This window comes from Paenibacillus sp. HW567 (assembly GCF_000374185.1).
Lineage (GTDB): Bacteria > Bacillota > Bacilli > Paenibacillales > Paenibacillaceae > Paenibacillus_AQ.
Map to the genome: position 1 here is coordinate 3,775,417 of NZ_KB910518.1, position 22,642 is coordinate 3,798,058.

The window sequence follows — 22,642 nt, forward strand, 5'->3', positions numbered from 1 at the left end:
TCAAGCTTCATACCGGATCACCTGCCCCTCTTCCGTTGTCCCTGGCCAAATAATCGGCGTATTGAATCCGGTAGACATCCTGGTAAGGACCGGGAACCTTAATCAGCTCATGGTGCGTACCCTGCTGGACCATTGTCCCTTCATTCATTACAATGATCTGATCGGCATGCCGCAAGGAGGAAATCCGGTGGGCGATAATCAGGGTAGTCCGTCCGCGCATAACCTCCTGGAAGCCGGCCTGTATCTCATGCTCCGTCTCCATATCAACGGCGCTGGTTGCATCATCGAGGATAAGGATTCGCGGATTTTTGAGCAGGGCTCTGGCAATTGCAATCCGCTGCTTTTGTCCGCCGGAGAGTCCCATTCCCCGTTCTCCGACTACCGTATCATAGCCTTCAGGCATCTCCATGATGAAATCATGCGCCTTCGCAAGCTCGGCGGCACGGATAATCTCCTCCATGCTGACGTTCTTAAGACCATACGCAATATTATTGCGGATAGAGGAGGAGAACAGGAATGTCTCCTGGAACACCGTGGCAATCTGCGACCGTAAGCTGCGTACCTGGTACTCACGGATATCCACACCATCCAGCGTAATGCTGCCTTCATTCACATCATAAGCCCGCATCATCAGTTGAATCACCGTCGATTTGCCGGACCCGGTTCCCCCCAGGAACCCGATTACTGCCCCGGGCTTCGCCTCGAAATGAATATCCTTGACGGCAGGCATTTTGTTTCCGTAAGCAAAGGTCACATGGTTAAAGGCTACCTCGCCCTTCACTTCCGCAGGCACAAGCTCGCGGGCGTTGTCCTTATCCTTCACGTCAATCTGCTGGTTAAGCACTTCTAGTACACGTTCTCCCGAAGCCTTGGATTGCGTATAGTTATTGATATGGAAGCCAAGACCCCATACAGGGCCGATAATATACCAAATTAAGCTGAAAAAGGCTACAAGCTCACCAAGCGACATATACTCCTTGATGACCAGCGTTCCCCCAACCCCCAGCAATATCGCTACACTCACTGAGGCCAAAAACTCCATGGCGGGAAAAAACTTGCTCCACAATTCAGCGGCAAAAATCTGATTATCCTTATAGCGTTCATTCCGGTGCGAGAATTTCTCTACCTCAAAACCCTCTCTGGCAAAAGATTTGACAGTCCGCACACCGGTAACATTCTCCTGAACGGCCGTAGTAAGAGAGCTGAGCGCAAGCCGCATCTCCTGAAAAGCCGGGTGAATCTTCGATTCAAACCGGAAGGCCACCGCAGCCAGGAACGGCATGGTGATCAAAGTGACCAGCGTAAGCTGCCAATTGATCGTGAACATCATAATAGAGCCGAACAGCACCATAAAAAATACATTCAGCAATTGGGCAAATCCAAAGCCGATAAACAGCCGGATGGCCTCAAGATCCCCGGTCAGCCGGGACATCAGGTCACCTGTCTTCGCCGTATCGTAATAGCGGAAGGACAAAAATTGCAGCTTCTCATAACAGGCGTTGCGCAGCCGGTAGGCGAGAAAATTCCCCAGTCTCCCTCCATAAAAACCATGGGCAAACTGCAGGCACGCCTTAACAAGTACTACTGCCAGCACGCTGAGAGCGAGTACGGGCACCTCAGTAAACTTTAGGGGAACAATAACATCATCAATCAAACGCCTTAACAAATTCGGGGTTATAAGCCCCACTGCAGTTGCGGCAGCCAAGCAGACTATCGAAAGAATCAAATAATGCAGCTTCTCCCGATAAAAGCCCCGCAGTTGCCTGAGAACATCCATATCTCTCCTCCTCAATGCTTACATTTTGAGCCATCTTTTTTAGCGCTTCCATTTTAGGGACTTTATGCAGTTTATCAAACCTGTTTCCATGCAGCAAAGGGGAGAAATCACCATTTTTCCGGTTTTTTCCGAAAAAAGCAGGCTTAATCAGCGGTAAAGGGGCGGCTACAGCTTTAATTGCTTCCATTTCCTCAGAAATACTGCACAATTAAGATTCTCCAAGATTCGGGGCATTTTCGTGCCCACAGAGGATACACTTTTTATGTATTTTTTGTATATTTATACTTTTTCGCTTATCAAAAGAAAACGGGCTGATCCACCCGCAGATTAATTATCTGCCGAGGGAACAGCCCGCTATATTTCGTTAGCATTGCGGTTTATTATCTTTTCTCCATTACAGCAAAGTAATTATTTTCAGTATCTGCGAAGTTGAAAACTCTGCCAAAGGGCAGTTCTACAATTTCTCCAACTGTGACATTTTTGCTCGTCAAATCTTGATATAATTGATCAAGATCCTCTGTAAAGTACATTAAAGAAGGTGTCCCCAGATTCATTTCAGGATTCATTTTGGCAACGAACTCTTTATTATGAAGAACAATGCTGGTCGCTGCACCTTTAGGAGCAACCTCGATAAATCTCATCGGCCCATTGGTTTCATCCGAAATGACCTCGAAACCTAGCTTTTCTATCCAGAAATCTCTGGACTCGTCTTGATTGTTCACATATAACATAACCTGGCCAATTTTATTAATCATTATTTTACACACTCCTTATAAGAGATGATTTAGTATACCCGAATACCCATTGTTCAAACATAACTGTTACGTAGGTGAGGGTCCACAAAAATAGAAGGAGACGAACTTCACAAGTTCGCCTCCTACACTACAAGAGAATTACAATCGGCACAAAAGCGGCACGACTCTTCTAATCCTTCAGAAAAAACACTCGAAAGTCCTGATCTATCAGCACTTCCCCCGAGTTAACCTATACTGCCTTCCATCTCGAACTTGATGAGACGGTTCATTTCTACCGCGTATTCCATCGGCAGCTCTTTGGTGAATGGCTCGATGAAGCCCATAATGATCATTTGCGTTGCATCGGCCTCCGTGAGACCACGGCTCATCAGATAGAAGAGCTGCTCTTCGGATACCTTGGAGACTGTGGCCTCATGCTCAAGCACGATATTGTCATTCATGATCTCATTGAAAGGAATCGTATCCGAGGTGGACTGGTTATCCAAAATAAGCGTATCGCATTTGATGTTCGACTTCGCCCCCTCGGCCTGACGGCCGAAGGAAGCCAGACCGCGGTAGGTTACTTTACCGCCGTGTTTGCTGATTGACTTGGAGACGATGGTGGAAGTCGTGTCCGGTGCCAGATGGATCATCTTCGCGCCAGCATCCTGGTGCTGGTCTTTGCCGGCTACGGCAATGGACAGCACCGAACCTTTGGCTCCGCGTCCCTTAAGCACAACCGCAGGATATTTCATCGTCAGCTTGGAGCCGATGTTGCCGTCCACCCATTCCATCGTGGCATTCTCTTCAGCTACTGCACGTTTGGTGACGAGATTGTAAATGTTCGGTGCCCAGTTCTGAATAGTCGTATAACGAACGCGGGCGTTCTTCATGCACAGAATCTCAACAACTGCGCTATGCAGCGAGTTCGTGCTGTAGATTGGGGCCGTACAGCCTTCTACATAATGCACGAAGCTGTCTTCGTCGGCCAGGATCAGCGTACGCTCGAACTGTCCCATATTCTCGGAGTTGATGCGGAAGTACGCCTGCAAAGGCACCTCGCACTTCACGCCCTTCGGCACATAAATGAAGCTGCCGCCCGACCAGACTGCACTGTTCAGCGCAGCGAACTTGTTATCTGCCGGAGGAATAATTGTGCCGAAATATTTCTTGAACAGCTCCGGGTGCTCGCGCAGCGCAGTATCCGTGTCAGTGAAGATTACGCCTTGATCCTCCAGCGTCTTCTGCATGCTGTGATAGACAACCTCGGATTCATACTGTGCCGAGACACCGGCGAGGAACTTCTGCTCCGCTTCCGGAATCCCCAGCTTGTCGAAGGTTTCCTTGATCTCTGAAGGCACTTCCTCCCAGGTCTTGCCCTGCTTTTCGGAAGGGCGGACATAATACTGGATATCTTCGAAATCCAGATCGTCCAGGTTGCCTCCCCACGTAGGCATAGGCATTTTGCGGAATTGCTCCAATGATTTCAGGCGGAAATTGAGCATCCACTCCGGTTCATTTTTGATTGCGGAAATTTCCTTCACAATTTCGGCCGTAAGTCCTTTACCAGACTGAAATATCGACTTGTGCTCGTCACGGAATCCGTACTGGTATTCCTCCATATCAGGCGCTTTCTTAGCCATGGTGTCAGCCTCCTTGTTTTAATGTTCTTGGTGGTGCTTCTCTTGGGCATCTATGCCTTTGCGCAACGCGTTCCATGCGAGTGTGGCACATTTAATCCGCGCCGGAAATTTATTAACACCGGAAAGGGCTTCAATATCTTCATATTCTTCAAAATCTACGGTTTCACCCTTCATCAGGGAGGAGAAGCGGTCCGCCAGCTCAAGCGCATGCCCGAGGGTTTGGCCTTTGACCGCTTCCGTCATCATGGACGCCGACGACATGCTGATTGAACAGCCTTCGCCGCTGTAGCGCGCGTCCTTGACGATGCCGTCCTCCACCTTAAGCTGAAGCGTAATTCGGTCGCCGCAGGTAGGGTTGTTCAGCTCGATTTTTAGCGCGTCATCTGCGAATGAACCGCGATTCCGGGGATTTTTATAATGATCCATAATTACCCGTCTATACAAGTCATCCAAGTTCATAGGCGAAATACTCCTTTGCCTTGATTAAAGCTTGGACCAGCGCATCTACATCCTGTTCGGAATTGTACAGGTAGAAGCTGGCCCGGGCTGTTGAGCTGACCTGCAGCCAGCGCATCAGCGGCTGGCAGCAGTGATGTCCGGCCCGGACAGCGATCCCCTCCGCATCCAGCACAGTTGCCACATCATGCGGGTGGACATCCCCCAGATTGAAGGTGACCACACCGACCTGACGGCTGCGCGGGCCATAAATCGTAAGACCCTCGACCTCCGAGAGACGCTCCTCCGCATAGGCGGCAAGCTTCATCTCATGACGGTGAATTTCGTCCAACCCGATCTCTTGCAGGAAATCAATCGCTGCACCAAGGCCCACAGCACCGGCAATAATCGGTGTGCCGCCTTCGAACTTCCAGGGAAGCTCTTTCCAGGTGGACTCATACAGACCGACATCATCAATCATCTCGCCGCCGAATTCAACCGGCTCCATCGCTTCCAGCAAAGCCTTCTTGCCGTACAAGGCGCCAATGCCTGTAGGTGCAAGCATCTTGTGTCCCGAGAGCGCATAGAAATCGCAATCCAGATCCTGAACATCCACCTTCATATGCGGTGTGCTCTGCGCTCCGTCAACGACGATTACAGCGCCGTGGCGGTGCGCAATGGCAGCCAGCTCTTTAACAGGGTGGGTAACGCCCATAACATTGGAGACATATGCGATAGCAACAATCTTGGTCTTATCCGTAATCGTCTGCTCAGCGTCCTCAAGCGTTATGGTTCCATCCTGCTGCAGCGGAATGAATTTCAGAGTTGCCCCTGTCTTCTTCGCAAGCTGCTGCCAAGGAATGAAGTTGCTGTGATGTTCCATCTGGGTAATCACGATCTCATCGCCTTCGCCCACATGAGCCGGGCCGTAGGAGGCGGCCACAAGATTCAAAGCCGTCGTTGTACCCCGTGTAAAAATAATCTCCATCGTGCTGCGGGCATGAAGGAATTTGGCCAGCTTCTCGCGGGCTCCTTCATAAGCGTCCGTTGCCCGGCTGCCCAGAGTGTGAACCCCACGGTGCACGTTGGCGTTATCCCATTCATAATAGGATTTGACTGCCTCAATGACCGAGAGCGGCTTCTGCGAAGTTGCCGCGCTGTCCAGATACACCAAAGGATGCCCGTTGATATTCTGGTTCAGTATAGGGAATTGCTCCCGGATGGCACTGTTAATCATTGGCCTAACTTCCTTTCCACAAGAGATTGGAGCTGATTGCGCAGTCCCTCCAGTGGAATTTGCGACACAACAGGAGCCAGGAAGCCGTATATGATCAGAGTTTCTGCATCATGCCGTGAAATTCCACGGGACATCAGGTAGTATACCTGCTCGTAATTGACCTGTCCTACGGAAGCGGCATGGCCTGCTGTTACATCATCTTCGTCAATAAGCAGAATCGGATTGGCATCGCCGCGCGCTTTCGGACTCAGCATCAGAACCTTTTCCGTCTGCTGGCCGTCGGCCCGGGTCGCCCCCTTCTCGATCTTCGTAATTCCGTTAATAATGGAAGTCGCCGAATCCCGCATAACCGCACGGGTGATCATGTCACTTGGTGTGCTTTTGCCAAAATGCTGGGCCTGTGTCGTGTAGCTGAGCTTCTGCGAGCCTGATCCCACTGCAATCACTTTGGCATCGGAGCTTGCTCCGTTGCCTTTCAGCACCGACTTGGTGTCGCTGGCTGTATCGCCATAGTTCATCTCGCCGACAATCCATTCAATGGTTCCGTCTTTATCAACCACGGCACGCCGGTAAGTTACGTCTGTGGTGTCCTCGCCAAGCTGGTGCACTGTTGCATAACGGACCTTGGCTCCCGAACCCACGAATACTTCAACTGCACCGTTATGCAGTCCGGCTTCGGTTTTGTCCGACACATAGTTGTCGACATAAGTAACCGAGCTGTTGGCTTCGGCTACAATCAGAATATGCGGTACAAAAGCGGCTCCGGCATCATCGGTGAGCAGAACCGCCTGCAACGGAGTCTCAATAACAACATTCTTCGGAACATACAGGAATACTCCACCGTTCCAGAGTGCCGCATGCAGCGCCGCTATAGAATGCTCGTCAGGCAACACAGCAGTATGCAGGTAACGCTGCACCAAATCGCTATGCTCTTTGGCTGCAGTCTGCAAATCGGTGAAGATAACGCCTTGTGCAGCAAGCTCAGGCGCGAGACGGACATAGGCAGCACTCGAATTCCGTTGAATAATCAGGCTGCCTTCCTCCTGATCCTTAATCAAGGCGGCAATGGAAACAGGTGCTTCGCTAAGGGCCGTAATGGCTTGGCCTGCCTTGTAGCTTCCATAGTTATTTACATTCCAGCGGTCAATCCGCGTTTTTTCCAGTTTCGGCAGTGCAAGCCCTACGGCCAGCTCCAGTGCCTTCAATCGGCTGATCTTCAGCCATTCCGGTTCGCCGCTACTCTGCGACAACTCACTGAGCAGTTGTGCATCCACCGGAAGAATGGTTTGCGTCGTCATAAGTGATTTCCTCCTTCCTGGCGTCTCTTAAGCTTCTTGTCCTACCGTCTCGTCTTCAATGCCAAGCTCTTCCTTCACCCATTCATAACCTTCTGCTTCCAAGCGTTCTGCGAGTTCAGGGCCACCGGATTTCACGATCCGGCCCTGCATCATCACATGAACGAAATCAGGCTTGATGTAATTAAGCAGGCGCTGGTAGTGTGTAATTACCAGGAAGCCGCGTTCCGGACTGCGCATAGTGTTGACGCCTTCGGCAACAATCTTAAGCGCGTCAATATCAAGACCGGAGTCAATTTCGTCAAGGATGACGATTTTGGGGTCCAGCATCATCATTTGAAGAATTTCATTGCGTTTCTTCTCACCGCCGGAGAAACCTTCATTCAAGTAGCGGTGCAGGAACTCAGGGTTCATATCCAGTTCCTTCATCTTGGCTTCCATCAGACGGATGAAGCGGATCAAGGAGATTTCGCTTCCCTCTTCACGGCGAGCGTTAATTGCACTGCGCAGGAAGTCAGAATTCGTAACACCGCTGATTTCGCTCGGATACTGCATAGCCAGGAACAAACCGGCGCGCGCCCGTTCATCCACCGCCATCTCCAGCAGGTCTTCGCCTTCCAGCACGGCAGTACCTTCCGTAACCTCATACTTGGGATGGCCCATCAGAGCCGAAGCCAGCGTACTTTTACCAGTACCGTTCGGTCCCATGATGGCGTGGATTTCGCCGCCTTTCATTTGAAGGTTAATCCCCTTCAAGATTTCCTTTCCTTCAATCGACGCCTTCAGTCCTTCAATGACAAATTCTGCTGCCATAATTAATATTCCCTCCACTCATCAATTTGCGAAATCAGAAAGTTGTATTGTAACAGGGTGTCCCTGATTGCCAGCACAATTAGATTTTTTATCACATTAAAATAATTATAAATTGAATCATAGTGATTATCAATGATTCTCATTAATTTTATTACAAAGAATATTTTTTTACAAACATCTCTTTGCATTTGCCCATATGTTTCCAGCAAGACAAAAATAAAGCCTCCGCGCGGGAGGCTCATCTGTTATCGTACTTGCGACTGTTGGCTAAAGGACGGTCAGGCCAGGAATGTACGCAGCATCCACTGACTTTTCTCCAGATCGCTGCGGATTTTGATGAATAGATCGGCGGTTGGGTGATCGCTGGTCTGCTCCGCCAGTTCAATGCCATCTGTAAGCTCTTCAACTACGGTAGCGAAGTCTTCGATCAGCGACTGGACCATACCGCGGGCGTCCTCTTTACCGGTAGCTTCCTGAATGGAGGCAAGCTCCAAATATTCTTTTAGAGTAGCTGCCGGACTGCCCTTGATGCTCAGCAGGCGTTCAGCCACCTCGTCCATTTTGAGTGTAATATCATCATACAGCTCTTCAAATTTCACATGCAGGGTGAAAAATTGCTCCCCTTTTACATACCAGTGAAAATTATGAAGCTTAACGTACAGCACATTCAAATTGGCAACCTCACGGTTAAGGACTTGCTCCAGTGAAGTGGCACTAACTTTTTTAGTTGTTTTAGACATAAATAATCCCTTCCTTATCCATAATTTAGCCGGCTGCTAGTCATGGTCCGGCAGCAGTTGTCTATATTGGAATTACCCTTTTGCATACAAGTCGAAACAAATATCCTTATGCAGGGGTTATTTACATAGGATGATCCAAGACAGAATTCCTTATGCTTACTTAGATATATATATTTAATGAAAGACAAAGTAAAAAGAGGCCCGGAACGGCCCCTTTTACCTTCATCGGAATAAGCGTAAGACCGGTCCTTACGCCATGAAGAGAAGGGCCTCGGCCCCGGTCATTCCCGGTACAATCCCAAGCTTCTCTGCTTCATGGGTCACAGACTCCAGCGGAGCGGCAAGCAGCTCAGGCAAGGTACGCACACCCACCGCACGGGCGGCAATAATCTGCCGGTCGCTAAGCTTCTGGTTAAGCAGGCCCACATCAAGCGCCCCGCACATGATATAGCCCCGGCTTGTGTTGATTGACAGCAGCGTTGTTTTGGGAAGTTTTACTTCAACGCCAACAAATGTATGATCGCCTACAGTAATAGGCTCGATTGTAACCATTTTGCAATACCTCCTATTTTCTCATTCCCCGCCCTGCACGATTTATTTGTATGCTCCAGAGCTGGTCAGGGTGTGAAGGATGGGCCTCATTCCAAATAAAATGAGGACTATAGTCCCTTTTTCAATTGTCGAGGTATATGCTTATTGGTTAATTAATGGTATAGTTTATATACTTTAATAATTTGTTTTGAATTGTGTCTAACGACAAAGCTGGGGGATATATGGACAAGAAACTACAATACACGGACGGCAATTATTTATTTAACGTCGACATCTTGATTAATGCCCGTACTAACCCGCTTGCACTGCAATATCTTCTTGAAATGTTGAACAGCAGCGACAAAATCACCGATTTCAACATTAACTCAGGACTTGAGCTAGGAAGAACGATTGACACCCTCCTCCGTTCTGCAAAGCTTGCTCTGAATCAAGAGCCGGCACCTGCAGCTCAAGTTCCACTTAAATTGCCAGTGAAGCAGGCGGACAAGCAGACAGAACTGCCTGCACCTAAAAGCCCCCCTAAAGACACCCCAGGGGAATCCCCTGCGGATGCATACGGAAAAATCAGACTATACATCCAGAACAACCAACTGGTCAGGCTACGGACCAACCGCCAAGGCAAGCAGTTATCCATGCCCTGCCGGATCCTGAATTTCGATGAAGCGGCCAATTCGATAAGCGTCTACCATGTTGACGAGAAGCACGTGTACACCTTTAAGCTCAATGAAATTGATGAATTTTTGTAAAAGGACAGCTAGAATACACAAACAGACAAGCACCTGCCCAGGACTATTTCCCTTGGTAGGTGCTTGTCTTATTTGGTGAGCATACAGTCTTCAATTTTTACGGGAAAAGGCTTCGATGGCCAGGCAAATCCAGCCGGCAATAAAGGACACACCGCCGAGAGGGGTAATTGCACCAAGAACCTTGATCCCCGTGATACTCAGTACATACAGGCTGCCGGAGAACAAAATGATCCCCAGAGCAAGCAGCCGTCCCGCCCAGAGCAGCCGTGGGCTTTCGCCCCATTGTCCGGCAGCAAGGCCGATAAGAATCAAGCCTAGCGCATGAATCATATGATAATGCACACCGGTCTCGTACACCTGAAGGTAATCCTCACTAATCACCGTTTTGAGCAAATGCGCTCCGAACGCGCCTATCGCCACAGACAGCATGGCCAGCAAGGCTCCCCAGGCTATAAATCTTCGTTGCATGGATATGCAGCTCCTTAGTATTGGACTTTCCTTATCTTAACTTATAGGCACCGCTTATTTCCAGCGCAGAGCATTAGGGAACTTTTTGCAGACAAGGCTTGCATTTGCCTCTGTCTTATGGAAAAGTGGATAATGTAAAATTATTCATCTAATCTATTAAGGAGCGCCGCCAATGGAAGAACCTAACAAATATGCTCTCAAACATTCGGGACCCGGCATTGCTTCATTCGTAATTGCCCTGGTTACAATTATCGGTTACATTATCACCTTTGTATCCGTAGGCGTTCAGGCTTCTTCAATTCTGAATGAGAACAACCAGTTCCTCTCCGACTCCGCTAAGACAATTATGTACCTTGGACTATCCGTGCTTATCCTTGCAGCGGTCAACGTAATCGGGGGCGTCATCGGCATTATCGGACTTACCCTGCGCAGCCGCCGCAAGGTATTCGCAATCATCGGCACCATTATTAATGGTGTCATCCTCCTGCTGTTCATGCTGATGATTGCGACTGTTCTGGTAAATGCAGGCTCCGCATAATTCATAACGTTGCGGATATCACGGCTGCGACACAAGGACCGTTCCCGATAACATTTGGAAGCGGTCCTTTGTATTTCATAGTTTTACTGGCTGCGGGCGTGTCAAAGAGTCATCCGTCATCAAGACCGGCGACATTGCCAGGTTCGGCATCGTTGTTGCCAATAGCGAAAATCCCGCCGAGGGAACGATAAGATCTGTTCGAACAACTATACACTCATTAAAGAAGAAATCAGTGAATAAGTCAGTTCACATATCCCCCATCCCCATGAATATACTTTAGTTACAACCTGCCTCTTCAGTTACCGCTTGTGCCTGTACCGATTTATATTCCTTGGGAGGTGGTCACCCTGCCGCAATCATCCGGTCATTATGCATTTGTTGTATCGAAAGAAGACTGGTCCCTTCACCGCAAAGGCCATCAGGATCAGGAGCGCCATCAGCAGAAAGTCAGAGAAGCCATTAAGGATAATCTGCCCGACCTCGTTACCGAAGAGAACATTATTATGTCTGACGGCAAGCAAATCGTGAAGGTGCCGATCCGCAGTCTGGATGAGTACCGGATTATCTACAACTTCCGCAAGCAAAAGCATGTCGGTCAAGGAGACGGCGACAGCCAGGTGGGAGACGTGCTCGGGCGTGATTCCCAGTCAGCCCAGCCGGGCAAAGGCGACAAAGCCGGTGATCAGCCGGGCCAGGATACAGTAGAAGCGGAGGTGGATCTGGAGGATCTGGAGGATATTCTGTTCGAGGATATGGAGCTGCCGAATCTGGTCCCCAGGGAACAAGAAGAAATTGAGGTCAAGTCCATCGTCTTCAACGATATCCGCAAGAAAGGCATGATGTCCAACATCGACAAGAAGCGGACCCTGCTTGAGAACCTGCGGCGGAACGCCAGCAATGGCAAGCCCGGCATCCACAGCATCAGCCCGGACGATCTGCGCTACAAAACCTGGGATGATATCATGGTACCTCATTCCAATGCGGTCATTATTGCGATGATGGACACCTCAGGCTCTATGGGCACTTTTGAAAAATATTGCGCCCGCAGCTTCTTCTTCTGGATGACCCGCTTTCTGCGCCGCCAGTACGAGAAGGTCGAGATTGTGTTCCTGGCTCACCATACGGAGGCGAAGGAGGTCAGCGAGCATGATTTCTTCACCCGCGGCGAGAGCGGGGGAACCATCTGCTCCTCAGCCTACCAGAAGGCACTGGAGATTATCGACAGCCGTTACCCGCCATCCAAATACAATATTTATCCGTTCCATTTCTCCGACGGCGACAACCTCACCTCAGACAACGAGCGCTGTGTGAAGCTGATCGGCGAGCTGCTGAAGCGGAGCAACATGTTCGGCTATGGCGAAGTCAATCAATACAACCGCAGCAGCACCTTAATGTCCGCCTACCGCCACCTCAAGCAGGAGCAGTTCATGCATTATGTGATCAAGGATAAGAAGGAAGTCTATCAGGCGCTGAAGACCTTTTTTGGCAAAAAGCACACTGTGCAGTAAGAAAAGACCTCTACCCGGAAAGGTGGAGGTCTTTTGCTGCGGGTATTCTTTTGAACAATATGGACAGTTATTCGTATGACAGTTATTCGTCACTTAATAAAAGCTCACCATGCAGCACAGTATCCCCCTTGTTATCCAGATACCATTTGCCATCGGAGGCCTTGACAACCGATTTAAGATAATAAAATAGTTCTAGCACTGAACTCGTATCATCCTTGTCACGGACAGTATAAACAAAATAGACTGTGGCCTTATTCGGTCCATATGAGACAAGGGTCGCCTGCTTCTTGGTATACTCCAGCTCGTGTTTGAGAAAGTTGTATTCCAGCAGCCGCTTGACCTGATCTTTGCTCAGATTCAGATTGGTATAATGCGCTTCAGGAGAGCGATCCACCGCCATCAGTGCCAGTGCATCCTCCTCGTTCATTGCTTGTAAATATTTATCAAGCAATGTATAAATGGCTGCCTTGCCGGCATCCGGAACAGCCGCTCCCTTATTGGCAAGGGAGAGATCATCGGGAGACTCTGCTTCAATCCGGTAGACATCCAGATTTTTATGAACGGCATCATAATTCATTCTGATATTGGAGGCAGCATTGAACAAATGATTTATAACCATTACATCGGCTCCTGAACCCAGTATCATTGGAGCAGCTTTACTGTAGGTAAATTCACGTCCGTTAAGAAAGGTCTTCCCCGATTTAAGGTCAATCTTGTAGGAAGTATCCCCCGAATCTGCTGTGATCACCTTTTTGGCCGCATCGTAATTGAACTTGAATCCCAAAGCCAGCACAACACTGCGGAACTCGATGTACACTCTGCCCCCTTGCACGATAGGAGCCGCCTTCGGATGGATTTCCTCGCTCTGGACGAAGACACGGATCTTCTTCACGTTTGATGCCGCTGCGGAGGCTGCTGCCGGACCTAAAGACATAACCGTCAGAATGAAGGTCAGAAAGAATACTGCAATCTTATTCGTATTTAATTTCTTCATCTTTAATTTCTTCATTAAATACCTTATACCCCCATTATAATTAAAATCCCCCTTTCTACTTTATCGGCAGCTTCCATTAATTAATTTGAAGTCCTAATTAACCTTCTCGCGGTCCTTGCCCTTGTCGGATTCACCGGCGTTTTTGTTCGCCGCTTCACGGTCCAGCATCATCTCGTCCACTGTCTTCACCTTCAGCCGCGCTGCCCCGGCATTACCCGCCTGTGTCGGCACAAGGTTACCGGAAGCAAGGCGCGTCTTGGCTTCTGCAATCGCTTCGCCGTATTGCGGCAGCCACTGCTCTCCGGCTACCAGCATCTCATCGACCATCTGCCAGATCTCCTTCGGATTGCAGACTGCACCGACGAGCGGGTCCATCATAAAGGCCTGACGCAGCAGCTTGTCATCGCCATGCACCGCAGCCTCAACAGCCAGTCGCTGAACCGAGATACTGGCATTGCACACGGCAGCGGGACCAAGCGGCAGCTCACCGACGAGCGGCATCGAAATACCGTTATGATCGGCATAACCCGGCGCTTCAATGACGGCATCCTCCGGCAGATTGGCAATAACCCCGTTGTTGATTACATTGAAATGCCCTCTGTACACCCGTCCTGTCTCCAGTCCTTCAATAATGTACGAGCCATGCTCCTCTCCCCGGTTCTCAGATGTATATTCCAGCGCGGGGTCCTTCATCCAATTGGGAAAATCCGTCTCGAACCAGTTGCGGCCCTCCGTGCAGACCCGCAGGTAGCCGCCCGTTTCGCCGTTGATCCAGCTTCCCAGGTCAATCCAGTCCATGATCTCGCCGCTGCGCTTGCGGTACCACGGCACATACTCGCTGAGATGGCCGTTCGACTCGGTGCTGTAATAGCCGAAACGGCGCAGCATATCAATCCTAACCTTTTCCGTCCGGCTGAATTCCGGGTGCTTCTCAAAGGCTTCGAGCAGGCCGGCCGTCAGATCCTTTCCGTTAATCTTCGCGGAAATATACCAGGTCTGGTGATTGATCCCGGCACAAATAATATCCACCCCGGATTTCTCCAGCCCGTAGACCTCGGCAATCTGCTGATGCCCATGCTGCACCCCGTGACATAAGCCAATCGTGTGCACTCCGCCGTATTTGTTGCAAGCCCACGTCAGCATCGCCATCGGATTCGAGTAATTGAGCAGCAGCACATCCGGCGCAGCCATCTCGCGGATATCCCGGCAAATGTCCAGCATTTCCGCGATCCCGCGCTGTCCGTACATAATGCCTCCAGCGCATAAGGTATCGCCTACACACTGGTCCACACCGTACTTCAGCGGAATGTCCACATCGGTTGCAAACGCCTCCAGCCCTCCCATACGGATAGTGCAAAATACGTACTTGGCATCCTTAAGTGCTGCTCTGCGGTCCGTTGTCGGCTGAATCTCAATCTTCAGGCCATTCTCCTTAATATCACGCTGGCACAGCTCGGTGACCATTTGCAGATTATGAGCATTAATATCCATGAACGAGACTTCAATTTCCTTGAATTCCGTTACAGTCAAGAGATCGCGCAGCAAACCTCTGGTGAATCCAATACTGCCCGCCCCGATAAAAGCTACTTTAAATGACATACCATCTGCCTCCCAATGAATGAATTGTTCCTGTCCATTGTAGCAAGGAGGCTGAAGTAAGCGTAGCCAATATCATGACCAATTCAGCAGCAAGCTGTCAACAATCCTCACCTTTCTTCGGGTTCCGGCTGATTATCCGCCCAAGAAAAGCGCTCCACCGAATTCCGGTACTCCACCGGAGTGCAGCGGGCATACTTCTTGAACAGGAGGTGAAAATACTGCCGGCTGCTGATGCCGACATAATCGGCGATTTCCGCCACGGGAATTTCGCTTTGCCCCAGCAGCATCCGGGCCTTCTCCATGCGCAGCATGTTCAGATAATCCGTCAGCGTCCGTCCGGTATGCCCGCGAAAGATCCGGTGCAGGTAGCCGGGATGAAGGTTCACCTCGGCCGCAACCTCCTTGACCTGGATACTTCGGTCATAGTTCTGATGCAGAAATTCAATTGCCCGCCGCACGTAGAGCTGAGACGGCTGCTGGCTCGCCTGCAGTTGTTCGCGCCGCAGCCTGGACAGGCGCAGCAGCAGCTCGGAGAACAACAGCGGAATCATCATTCCGCCATGTCCGCCGCCTTGTCCGTCTCCGTCGATGCCGTGCCGGTCCAGCTCCAGCACCAGCGACTTCAGCACATGAAACACCTCTTCCGGGTCCGATAACACCAGACTCGAAAAGGGCTCCTGCAGCAGTGTTTCAAGGTCGGCTTCCTCGCTAGCGAGACTGCGGATGGAGGGGGCCGCGCCCGCATATGCCGTGAAGCCGAATTCGACATTCAGCATCCGGCAGGCTGCTCCCTCCTCCACAATCAGCCGGTGGGGGACATTGGCATCAAGCATAATCAGCTCCCCCCGCTTCAGGCGGAAGCGCTCCTCCGCATCCGCACTCTGCCGCACATCGACCACACAGCTCCCTGAGATCAGGTACATAATTTCCGTTGAGTTATGCTGATGGTAGGCCATCGTATACGGATTCCACTGCTTATAATAGTAGGCAAAAAAATGCGGACCATACTCTCCGTCCAGCAAAGCCTGCTGGAACAGGCTTCCGTTCATTTCCGGCAAGGAAGTCCCCTCCTCTCTGTCAGCAAGATATTCATGTCCAATCAGTATACGACAAGTGTATCCCTTGAGCCTTTCCGGGACAAGTTTACCCCTGAAATGAAACCATCGACTGCTTCAGCTCCTCAGCCAGCGCCTCCAGCTTGCCGGACAAAGCCACGAGTTCCTCGCTCACAAGGAACTGCTGCGAGGACATTGAAGCCACTTCCTGCGTGGAAGCGCTGGTCTGCTGCACAACCGCTTGGACACTGGACATGGATTCTCCGAGCAGTTGCTGGCACTCCGTCAGCTCCGTGATGGAAGTCAGCGACTGCCTCAGATTGCCGATGAAATGCTCCATTTCCGCCCGGACGCTCTCAAATATAATAGAAGATTCCCGGACGGAGGAAATCTGATTACGGAACAGCGGAGCTGTCTCGCCTACGGCCTGAACCGTTTTTTCGATATGGCTGCTGATCTCTTCCGTAATCCGCGATACCGACGCAATAGATTCATTGGACTCGTTCGCCAGCCCGCGGATTTCGTCGGCGATAACAATAAACCCTCTCCCGGCAGCCCCGGCTCTCACCGCTTCTATTGAAGCATTAAGCGCCAGGATATTCGTCTGCTTGTTGACGGCGATCATCGGCGCGAGAATGCTGCGGATCAGTTGCGTGCTTTCTCTGAGCCTTATCGAATTCTCCTGGATCAAATCCATCATCTTCACCGTGGATTCGCTCTGGGCGACCAGTGTCTTCATCCTGTCAGCTCCCTGGTCGCTGACAGCAATCACCTGTTCTGCCGAGGTGTTCATTACTGTATTGATCTCTGCCACTTCGCCAATCCGGAGGCTCATCATTTCCACGCTGCGGTTGCTGCTCTCGGCCTCTGCCGCCAGGCTGGCCGCTCCCCCGGCAATCTCGCCGGTCGCCGCCGCCACCTCTCTGGCATGGGCAGAAATGGCACTGGACGCGCTCACTAGCTGCTCCGAGGTGACCAGAACCTCTGACGCCGAGCGCCCGCTCTGGCCGGCCAGCCGGGAAATCTGCTCCATCATTTTGTTGAAGCTGTGCCCGAGCCGTCCAATCTCATCCTGCCCCTTGAAATTTGTACGCACCTGAAGATTGCCCTGCTCGCCCTCTTCCATAAGCCGAACCAGCTTGCCGAGCGGCCGGCCGATCAGACGCACCAGAATGTAGCCGATTAAGAACGCAATCACAACCGCCGCCAGCACCACCAGTAAAGTAATGTACAGCAGCCTGTCCGCAGATTTGGTAAAATCGCTTACCGGTGCATACCCCATCAGCGTCCACTTCGCTGTAGCAAGGTGCTGATAGACTACTAGCTGCGGCGTCCCCTGCTCGTTCCCGGCAGTAAAGGACATCTTCTTCGCTGCTGCCGGTTTTTCTTCTGCAGGCTTTATGTACGAAGCTTGTCCAAGCAGGGCATTGTCTGCGCCATATACAATACTTCCCGCAGGATCGAGTATACGGATTTCGCCGGATTGCCCGATATGCAGATTGGACAGGACATCTGTGAGCGCTTTGCCTTTAATCTCAATCAGCATATAATACTCCGCTTCGGGATGCTCGATATTCCGCAGCAGCCGGCCCATCGTCAGGGAGGATTGGTCATACACATCGAAGAAGCCTTTGGCCCGCACCGGAAACCAGACCGGCTGTCCCTTGACTGCGTCAATCTGCTTCACTCTTGCGAGGATTCCCTCATCGCTGCGGACGGCGCTGATGCCTGTCGATTTGTAAGACTCGGCGTCCACCAGGCTCCTCGAGACCAGCCGGATGCCGAGCAGCCGCTCATCGGAGCCCTTAACCGAGTCCAGCTTGCGGCGAATCCGGTCTTCCGCCGCCACCTTTGCCACTGTCCCGGTTCCTGAACCCTTTACCGTTTCCATATCCGCTTTTAATGCAGAATCCACAGCAAATTGCCTTGAGAGTGCTTCATATTCTGCAAAGAGGAAATCCAGCTTGTCCGCCGCCTGCACAATCGACTGGGAGGACGCCGCCGCAACCTTATCCGTGATGATTCCTTTGGCGACAGAATACGAGGTCAAGCCCAGGACGGAGGACAGCAGGACAGTGGTACAGAATAATATGACGAACAATTTGACGCCTACCGATCTAAAGCTAATATGTAGCGGCCTTTTCATTGTTCTCTCTCCTCACCTAAGCAGAAACGGCTTAGCCGTCCTTTAAGGGAACGGTACCGTTTCAGCTAGAAATAGAAAGGTACAGCCCTCAGTAGACCACAAAAGGCTGTACCCTGTTTTTCATTGATGCAGGAACGAAATTTTATCCCTTGCTTGCGCCCGCGGTTAAGCCGTCAACGAGCAGCCGCTGCAGGAAGCCAAACAGAATCATAATCGGTACGGAGATCAGCACAGCCCCCGCTGCGAATAGTGTGAAATTGGAATTCTGCATCGTATTCACCATATCCCACATCCCGACAGCGACGGTCCAGTTCTCCTTGGAACGCAGAATCAGCTTGGCAAAGATGAAATCCACCCAAGGGCCGACGAATTGGGTCAACGCCATATAGGTGATCATCGGGCGGGACAGCGGAAGAATAATCCGGGCAAAAATCCCGAAATTGCTCGCTCCGTCAATACGCGCCGCTTCATCCAGTGAACGCGGAATCGTGTCGAGAAAACCTTTGGCAATCAGCGTACCGCCGAGCGGCGCTCCTGCCGCATAGACGATAATCAGCGCCAGATGCTTATCCAGCAGATTGAACTGATTGAGCAGCAGATAGATCGCAATCATACTCATGAAGCCAGGGAACATCCCGAGAATGAGCAGTACCGACATGGTAGTCTTGCGGGTTTTGAAGCGAAATCTGGATAGCGCATAACTGGTCAGGAGGGTCAGCACCACACCGATCAGCATAGAGAATACGGCGATCTTAAGTGTATTCGCATACCAGGTCCCGAACATATAAATCGGTGAAGTGAACAGTTCCTTGTAGTGCGCTAACGTGAAGTGTTCGGGAATCAGCGTTTTGCTGTATAGAGATTTGCCCGGCCGGAAGGATGCCAACAGAATCCAAAGTGCCGGATAGATTGCAGCAATCGCCAGCGCAACCAGAACGATGTAACTGAGGCTCAAGCGAACAATGCTCGCAAGCTTGCGTTGAGTGATCATTGAATCATGTCCTCCTCTTGGAATGACTTGGTCCGGCGGTAATTGTACAGGGAGAACCCGGCTACAATGATGAAGAGTATAATGCCTATTGCGGAAGCCATATTATTTTTGTTCTGATCCAGTGTCAGCTTATACAGCCAGGTTACCAGCAAGTCCGTTGATCCGGCGTACTGGTAATTTCCGTTGACCGGATTGCCTCCCGTCAGCAGGTAGATTGCATTAAAGTTGTTGATATTGCCGGCAAATTGCATAATCAGCGTAGGTGCAGTGGAGAACAGGATCATTGGAAGTGTAACAATGCGGAACTTTTGATAATTGGTGGCCCCATCCACTTCGGCCGCCTCATACATATCACGCGGAATTGTAGTCAGCACACCCATAATCAGCAGCATGGAGACTGGAATCCCTACCCACATATTAACGACAATAACCGTTGCCTTGGCCCAGATCGGATCAGTTAACCACGGCAGATCGCCCAGTCCGAAGTAGCCCAGATATTGGTTGATCGGACCGAACTGCCCGTTGAACAAATTGCGCATCAGCAGCAGTGATATCATCTGCGGAATTGCATAAGGCAAAATAAGAATCAGTCTCCATAGACCCTTGAAACGGATGCCTTTTTGATTAATCAGCAGAGCGACAAGCATCCCGCCAAAATAAGTCGTTACGGTTGACAGAACCGCCCAGATAATCGTCCAGGTAAGTACCCCATAAAAGGTGTGGCTCCAGGATTTAAGAACAAGCAAATTACGGAAGGTTTCAAAACCGACCCAATCCACCAGCCTCGCCGGCGGGATATGATCCGGTGCGGCGTAGTTGGTAAAAGCCAGCATGATCATAAAAATAATCGGCATGATGGTGAAGAACAAAATACCGAGACCCGGGAGGAGCAAGAAGCTCTGGGCAAACTTGTAATCCAGAATATATCGCACGGATTGTTTGAATGTATTCGACGGACAACCGGCTTCGCGTTCTTCTCCGGTCTTATAAGCATCCCTAATATTCATATACCAGGCAATCAGGAACAACACGAAGAACAGCAGTGTAATCAAGCTTTGAATCAGAATAACGATGGAATGGTCCCCGGGAACCATTTTCGCGATTCCCTTTACCTTTTCCAAATGGCTTGGAGTGTCTCCGAGTGAAGTGATGCCCCAAAAAGCTCTTCCCAAATTAGCAATAAAATAGGACAAGGCCGTAGCCTCTAAGGCAATAAAAATAAGTCCCTTAATGAATTGGCGATTATATATTTGTCCCAATCCCATGAAAATAGTCGACAGTATTGCGGCCCTGCTGCGGTGTCGCTGCATTTCCCTTCCATTCTCCTCTCCGCGTGGAATTCAGGAAACCGCCCGCCGCTTCCAGCGGCGGGCGAATTGACTCCACTGTGTGCTAGTGGTTTGCTGCTTGAAGATAGCTGTTATTTAGCAGTTGCACCGTTATTGAGGTCTTTGATCTGCTGTACAGCTTTGTCCATAGCCGCTTTAGGATCAGCATTGTTATCCCAAATTTCCGGAAGGGCCGCATTCACAGGGCTCCATACATTGCCCATCTCAGGAATGGACGGCATTGGCTGGGAGTTCTTGGCCTGCTCTGCAAAAGCGGAGATGAACGGATCGCCTGTAATCTGCGCATCCTTCAGCGCTTCGTTGTTGGTTGGAATCGAGCCGATTAATTTGTTGAGCAGAAGCTGTGCATCCTTGGTCGAAGCAAAGTGCGCATACAGCTTAGCTGCATTCGGATATTGGGAATAGGCATTGACACCGAAGATTTTGATCCCCGAGAAAGAGATTGCCGTTTTGCCGTCAATCGTTGGAATTGGAGCAACACCCAGTTTATCCCCGAGCGCTTCTTTGTAGGCTGCAAGCTCCCAAGGACCGGTCATATCCATTGCAACATCGCCGGAACTGAACAAGCTGCGTTTAATGTCGGCGCTGATATCACCGCTCTTGATTGGCAATGCTTCCTTCAATTTGACGAAAGTCTTCAGACCTTCAATGGCACCTTCGTTGTTCAAGCCGATGTCGTCTTTGTCAGTGCCGTCTTTGCCGAACAGGTAGCCGCCCGTAGTGGCAATGAAGGGATAACCAAAGTACATGTTGCCAACTTCCCACATAATGCCGTATTTGTTCTTGGCTTTGTTCGTGAACGTTTTGCTGAAGGCAATAACGTCATCGAATGTTTTCGGAGCTTCTTTAACCAAGGATTTGTTGTAATAGAGCGCATAGGTTTCTGCCGCTCTTGGGTAGCCGTACAGCTCGCCGCCGAAGGAGGAGCCCACAATGGAAGCTTCGGTGTTGTCGGCTTTGGTCTGTTCTGCGAAGATATCATTTGGCAGCAGCAAGCTTGCACTTACAGCTTTACCGAGATTGTCATGCGGAATCAGGACTACGTCCGCTGCCAGGCCGGAAGGACCATCCTGAGTCAGCTTGCCTACCTGATCCGGCGGTGCAACCTCTTCAATTTTCACTGGAACATTATATTTGGCTGTGAATTGTTTCGCGATTTCTTCGGCAAAAGGTCTTTCCTCTTTACTCTCCCATACGAGCAGGGAAGCGCCTTCTTCCGGTGTGATTTCAGCGGCTGCTGTAGCATTGCCCGCCGGTGCGTTTGTGGCTGCCGAATTATCTGTGGCTGTCGCATTATCCTTTGGCGCGTTCGTTGCCGCAGCATTCCCTCCATTGTTGTTGCCCGAGCTGCACGCCGTAATGGATGCTACCATGGAGAACGCTGCGGTGAGAACCATAAGCTTTTTCAAATTCATTGCATAAACCCCTCCCAATTATTGTATCTCGCTTTGTTGCTGCGGCTGTCCCAAAAGTTGCGCAAACGATTTCAGGAGAGTCAAAAAAAATGTATGTTTTTCTGAATAACCCTTCCTGTATACGCTTCAACAAGTTATGGAAAGCGCTTCATTCCTAAATTCATAATACAACAGTAAAACGGATTGTAAAAACGTTTGCACATAGTGTATTTGATCAAATTACGTTAATTAAGAAAAAAAACAAACCATTATCTCCCTATTTCGCAGGAAATCTCTTACTTTCTTTAGTTTTCATTAATTTGTCCTCGATTTTCCATTTATTTTCATTTATTATTTCATAAAAGATTGATTTTCATAACATTTCACTCCTTTTCCGCAAGAGAAAACCGGTTTTCCGTCATGCGGCATTTTGTGCAATTGTTTGAACTAAAGTATTGAACGCTAAATTATTCCGTGCTATAATCCAAAACATTATAAGCGGCCTGCCTGCTTCATTAACAAACAACTAAAAGGCACTGTTACTTCAAAAAAAGGTACAACCTCGGACAAGCTACCCGGCGGCGGTTGTGCCTATTTGTTATGGACACAGAGCAAGCCTGCTGATCCA

The 22,642-nt window shown here is 50.2% G+C and carries 21 protein-coding genes; 3 read left to right on the plus strand and 18 right to left on the minus strand.

Going from position 1 to position 22,642, the window contains the following annotated elements; all coding sequences use genetic code 11:
* Nucleotides 1-7 precede the first annotated feature (7 nt).
* The 10 genes from B212_RS0117265 to B212_RS0117310 form a co-directional block, all read right to left on the minus strand.
* Nucleotides 8-1,726 carry an ABC transporter ATP-binding protein gene (locus tag B212_RS0117265; RefSeq protein ID WP_332258149.1) on the minus strand — a complete coding sequence of 573 codons (1,719 nt, stop codon included), beginning with the start codon at nt 1,724-1,726 and terminating at the stop codon, nt 8-10.
* Nucleotides 1,647-1,985 carry a hypothetical protein gene (locus B212_RS35415; RefSeq protein WP_019912199.1) on the minus strand — a complete coding sequence of 113 codons (339 nt, stop codon included), beginning with the start codon at nt 1,983-1,985 and terminating at the stop codon, nt 1,647-1,649. Before B212_RS35415 ends, B212_RS0117265 begins: the two co-directional genes overlap by 80 nt.
* 172 nt (nt 1,986-2,157) lie before the next feature.
* A complete protein-coding gene (locus B212_RS0117270; RefSeq protein ID WP_019912200.1) occupies nt 2,158-2,532 on the minus strand; it encodes a VOC family protein in 375 nt (124 codons plus the stop codon).
* A gap of 224 nt (nt 2,533-2,756) precedes the next feature.
* A complete protein-coding gene (gene sufB / locus B212_RS0117275; protein ID WP_019912201.1) occupies nt 2,757-4,154 on the minus strand; it encodes a Fe-S cluster assembly protein SufB in 1,398 nt (465 codons plus the stop codon).
* A gap of 18 nt (nt 4,155-4,172) precedes the next feature.
* A complete protein-coding gene (gene sufU / locus B212_RS0117280) occupies nt 4,173-4,613 on the minus strand; it encodes a Fe-S cluster assembly sulfur transfer protein SufU (protein ID WP_019912202.1) in 441 nt (146 codons plus the stop codon).
* A complete protein-coding gene (locus B212_RS0117285) occupies nt 4,600-5,826 on the minus strand; it encodes a cysteine desulfurase (RefSeq protein ID WP_019912203.1) in 1,227 nt (408 codons plus the stop codon). Before B212_RS0117285 ends, sufU begins: the two co-directional genes overlap by 14 nt.
* Nucleotides 5,823-7,124 (minus strand): Fe-S cluster assembly protein SufD, encoded by a 1,302-nt coding sequence (gene sufD / locus B212_RS0117290; RefSeq protein ID WP_019912204.1) that lies wholly within the window; start codon nt 7,122-7,124, stop codon nt 5,823-5,825. The genes B212_RS0117285 and sufD overlap by 4 nt, the downstream gene beginning before the upstream one ends.
* A gap of 27 nt (nt 7,125-7,151) precedes the next feature.
* Nucleotides 7,152-7,934 carry a Fe-S cluster assembly ATPase SufC gene (gene sufC, locus B212_RS0117295; protein ID WP_019912205.1) on the minus strand — a complete coding sequence of 261 codons (783 nt, stop codon included), beginning with the start codon at nt 7,932-7,934 and terminating at the stop codon, nt 7,152-7,154.
* 278 nt (nt 7,935-8,212) lie between these two features.
* Nucleotides 8,213-8,674, minus strand: coding sequence for a Dps family protein (locus B212_RS0117305; RefSeq protein ID WP_019912207.1), 462 nt, complete (start codon nt 8,672-8,674; stop codon nt 8,213-8,215).
* A 249-nt stretch (nt 8,675-8,923) separates the two neighbouring features.
* Entirely contained in the window at nt 8,924-9,226 is a 303-nt protein-coding gene (locus B212_RS0117310; protein ID WP_019912208.1) for a YunC family protein, read from the minus strand.
* Nucleotides 9,227-9,447: 221 nt separating this feature from the next.
* On the opposite strand from B212_RS0117310, the gene B212_RS0117315 reads away from it, so the two are divergent.
* Complete coding sequence (locus tag B212_RS0117315) at nt 9,448-9,972, plus strand: hypothetical protein (RefSeq protein WP_019912209.1); 525 nt, start codon at nt 9,448-9,450, stop codon at nt 9,970-9,972.
* Nucleotides 9,973-10,062: 90 nt separating this feature from the next.
* Here the strand turns inward: B212_RS0117315 and B212_RS0117320 are convergent, their stop codons facing one another.
* Nucleotides 10,063-10,440 (minus strand): DUF423 domain-containing protein, encoded by a 378-nt coding sequence (locus B212_RS0117320; RefSeq protein ID WP_019912210.1) that lies wholly within the window; start codon nt 10,438-10,440, stop codon nt 10,063-10,065.
* 172 nt (nt 10,441-10,612) lie between these two features.
* Between B212_RS0117320 and B212_RS0117325 the strand changes: the two genes are divergently transcribed.
* On the plus strand, nt 10,613-10,978 hold the full coding sequence (locus B212_RS0117325; protein ID WP_019912211.1) for a hypothetical protein: 366 nt from the start codon (nt 10,613-10,615) through the stop codon (nt 10,976-10,978).
* A gap of 347 nt (nt 10,979-11,325) precedes the next feature.
* Entirely contained in the window at nt 11,326-12,486 is a 1,161-nt protein-coding gene (gene yhbH, locus B212_RS0117330) for a sporulation protein YhbH (RefSeq protein WP_028530897.1), read from the plus strand.
* Nucleotides 12,487-12,568: 82 nt separating this feature from the next.
* Here yhbH and B212_RS0117335 read toward each other — a convergent pair whose 3' ends face one another.
* The 7 genes from B212_RS0117335 to B212_RS0117365 all read right to left on the minus strand — a co-directional run bounded on the left by B212_RS0117335 (nt 12,569) and on the right by B212_RS0117365 (nt 22,035).
* A complete protein-coding gene (locus B212_RS0117335; protein ID WP_019912213.1) occupies nt 12,569-13,495 on the minus strand; it encodes a stalk domain-containing protein in 927 nt (308 codons plus the stop codon).
* A 78-nt stretch (nt 13,496-13,573) separates the two neighbouring features.
* Nucleotides 13,574-15,079 carry an alpha-glucosidase/alpha-galactosidase gene (locus B212_RS0117340; protein WP_019912214.1) on the minus strand — a complete coding sequence of 502 codons (1,506 nt, stop codon included), beginning with the start codon at nt 15,077-15,079 and terminating at the stop codon, nt 13,574-13,576.
* A gap of 107 nt (nt 15,080-15,186) precedes the next feature.
* Nucleotides 15,187-16,128 (minus strand): helix-turn-helix transcriptional regulator, encoded by a 942-nt coding sequence (locus tag B212_RS0117345; protein ID WP_028530898.1) that lies wholly within the window; start codon nt 16,126-16,128, stop codon nt 15,187-15,189.
* Between the two features lie 94 nt (nt 16,129-16,222).
* The gene (locus tag B212_RS0117350) at nt 16,223-18,280 is read right to left on the minus strand and encodes a methyl-accepting chemotaxis protein (protein WP_019912216.1); all 2,058 of its coding nucleotides are present in this window, start codon (nt 18,278-18,280) and stop codon (nt 16,223-16,225) included.
* Nucleotides 18,281-18,422: 142 nt separating this feature from the next.
* Nucleotides 18,423-19,271 carry a sugar ABC transporter permease gene (locus B212_RS0117355; RefSeq protein ID WP_019912217.1) on the minus strand — a complete coding sequence of 283 codons (849 nt, stop codon included), beginning with the start codon at nt 19,269-19,271 and terminating at the stop codon, nt 18,423-18,425.
* Nucleotides 19,268-20,581: a sugar ABC transporter permease gene (locus B212_RS0117360; RefSeq protein ID WP_019912218.1), complete on the minus strand. Its 1,314-nt coding sequence runs from the start codon at nt 20,579-20,581 to the stop codon at nt 19,268-19,270. Before B212_RS0117360 ends, B212_RS0117355 begins: the two co-directional genes overlap by 4 nt.
* A 110-nt stretch (nt 20,582-20,691) precedes the next feature.
* Nucleotides 20,692-22,035 carry a sugar ABC transporter substrate-binding protein gene (locus B212_RS0117365; protein ID WP_019912219.1) on the minus strand — a complete coding sequence of 448 codons (1,344 nt, stop codon included), beginning with the start codon at nt 22,033-22,035 and terminating at the stop codon, nt 20,692-20,694.
* Nucleotides 22,036-22,642: the final 607 nt, after the last annotated feature.